This is a genomic window from Pinirhizobacter sp. (assembly GCF_035317885.1).
GTDB lineage: Bacteria > Pseudomonadota > Gammaproteobacteria > Xanthomonadales > Rhodanobacteraceae > Pinirhizobacter.
The window spans coordinates 1-2,797 of sequence record NZ_DATHFX010000447.1 but is presented as its reverse complement, the minus strand read 5'-3'; the positions used below and the strand labels follow the sequence as shown (position 1 = coordinate 2,797).

The window sequence follows — 2,797 nt, the reverse complement described above, 5'->3', positions numbered from 1 at the left end:
GATGTCGTGTCGAGGTTGTCGATACCGGCCGTGATCGAATGCGCTCCGATCTTCCAGTTCAGGTCCAGGCGCAGGTTGCGCGTGCGATCGCGGGCGTTCGGATTGTCCACGGTCGTGCGCGTGGTCTGCGGGCCAACGTTGGGAATTCCACCGTTCAACGTCGGATCCTGGAACTGTCCATTCAGGACCGGCGCATCGGGGCCGCCCGCGGTGCGGTTGAAGTCCGTCTGCAGCATCTTGCCGTACAGCGCATCGATGGTGATGTCGTCGGTGATGTAGCCGGTGTACTTGGCGATGGCTACACGTGCGCCGCTATTGGTGTAGGTGCCTGGAGAGAGGTATTCGCCTTGCTGGCCCTTGTCCTTGCTGCCGCCGATGGCCGGGTAGGTGTAGTCGTAGACCTGGGGTGTATATTCTTGCTTCTGCGACGCCGTGGTGAACTCAAGGATGTTGTTGTCCGTGATGTTCCAGTCCAGCTTGGCGTAATACTTCGGGTTGTTATAGCTGTAGTTGACCGACTGGTTGACCTGCGAGGTCTGCACCTGCTTGCCGTCGACGATCCGCTCGGCTTCGACCGCGCCGAAGATGAACAGCTTGTCCTTGATCAACGGACCACCGAAGTAGGCATCGACAGTCTGGGTCGCGGATTTGTTCTTGTTACGGTATGCGTATTCCTCCCCCTGGGCACCGCCGTCGGCTGCGGAAAGGAACTGCGGGCCGCTCGGATAATACGTATTCTTGGGGTTGGCCGCGGTCTGCTTTGGCTGCCAGAGGATCTGCGCACCGAAGTGCCACTCGTTCGTGCCGCGCTTGCCCACCTGGCTGATGACGCCACCATCGGAACGACCATACTGGGCGCCGTAGCCACCGGTGAGGACCTGCTCCTGGTCGATCGCGCCGTATGGAAGCGTCAGGCCGCCAAAATTCTTAAGCGGATCGGACGTATTGAAGCCGTTGATGTAGTAGGCGTTTTCGGCGACCGATGAGCCGCCGAACGAATTGAGCACCTGGCCGGTGGGACCAGTGAAGTACGAACTGCCGCGGTTGACACCCGGTGCGAGGGTGGCAACGGCTTCCGCGCTGCGCTGCAGGGGGAGCCTGGCCAGCTGCTCGGAAGTGATGGTGGTGCGCGAATCGACCTGGGTAACGTCGATCGCAGGCAGTGAATTGGCCGTGACCTGGACCGAGGTGAGGTCCGTGGCGGAGGTCGACGAGCTCTCGGTAAACGAAACCTGCGTGCCGCCGCCCAGGGTCAGGCTCACGTTCTTACGCGAATCAACGGTGGCGCCGTCGCGCATGAGGCTGACGGTGTAGTTGCCAAGCGGCAAAGAACCTGCGGAGTACTTGCCGCGGGAATCAACCTGGACAGTGCGGGTAACGCCTGTGCTGCCCTCGACGGTCACGCTTTCGCCGGCTGCCGCCGGCGCATCGCCGTAGATGGTGCCGGTGGTGGCCTGGGCGAACGCGCCGGTGGAAAAACCTACGGTAAGTGCCGTCAGAACGGCCACGCTCAAGGAACGGCGCACAAGTGCGCTGCTGCGGTGATACATGATTTTCTCCCCAAAAACCGCGGTGTGCGGTAAGACTGATGTAAAAAAATGGCTAACAAACGATGAACGTCATTTCCTTTCACGAGGCTTTCCTCACAAAGTAAATCGTAAGAACTAGGAATTTTTCCTATAGGAAAAAGTCCTAGTTCCGCGAGGAATTGAGGAGAGGGTCGACAGCAATTTGCTTCCTGGATTCTCGTTCCCCCTGCTCGCGCGAATCGTCCAGCGCGCGATCCTACGCGCGCGTAGGTAGATCAGTGCGGCGAGCCGTTCGCATGCAATTGTCTAACACCACAGCTCTCGACTAGGCTTCCGCCGATGTCCTTGCCGTCGACCTCCCTGCTCGCCCGATTCCGCCGCCATCGCGGGCTGTGGACGTTGGCAGTGGCCGTGTTGCTGATCAAGTTTGTCGCGGGTACCGTCTGCCTGGCCGACGGACCACGAGCGATATCCGTGGCGGACGTTCAAACTGGCAGCCAATCGACGATCGTCGCTCAGGCCGCCGGTGATGTGAGTGACCCGGGCGACTGTGTCCTTGGGGAAAAGACCTGCCACTGCGATTGTGCCCATTCGGTCAGCTTGCCGACCTCGCATGCGCCGCTCCTTGGCTCCATATCTGGCGATCTGCACCACGCGCCCGCCGTGCCCGAGCTAGCTCCTGCCGTTTCAGGATCCTTGTTGCGCCCACCCATCGCCTGATTTCGCTCTTGCACGAGACGGTCACTGACGACCGCTCGTTCCATGATCGTTATCAGGAGATCGATTTATGCGTGGTCCTTACGCGGCGCTTTTTGGCGCTGCTTCCTTGCTGTGCGCTGTTCTAGCGAGTGCGTCGCCAAGCGGCTCACCCCCCGTGTTGGGGGGTGAGCCCTTGCAACAGGCAATGCAATCCATCTGGTTGAGCAGCCCGGAAGTGGATGCGGCGCGCGCCCAACTCGATGCCGCCCGTGCTCGGGCACGAGCGGCGGCGCAGCCGCTCTATAACCCGTCCGTCGCCCTGGAGGCGGAAAACGCCGACGTGAATCGGCGCACGGCGGCCTTGAGCCTTGCGCTGGATCTCTCCGGGAAGCGCCGTGCTCGAGCGGCCCAGGGCGATGCCGGATTACGAGTCGCCGAGGCAGGCTATGACCTGGTTCGTCGCGACATTGCCACCCGCTGGCTGAAAGCCTGGGCCGGGGCAATGCTGGCTGCCCGGCAAAGCGACCTGGGGACTCGTCGTGTGGCTTTGATGCGCCGGTTCGATGAAC

General features: G+C 61.4%; 1 protein-coding gene and 1 pseudogene. One reads left to right on the top strand and one right to left on the bottom strand.

All coding sequences use genetic code 11. The features are described 5' to 3' along the window. Nucleotides 1–1,550: TonB-dependent receptor (locus VK519_RS14715; RefSeq protein ID WP_324350973.1), on the bottom strand; the 1,550-nt coding region annotated here is incomplete at its 3' end. A gap of 883 nt (nt 1,551–2,433) precedes the next feature. On the opposite strand from VK519_RS14715, the pseudogene VK519_RS14710 reads away from it, so the two are divergent. Further along, nucleotides 2,434–2,797, top strand: a pseudogene (locus VK519_RS14710) (TolC family protein); the annotation flags it as partial.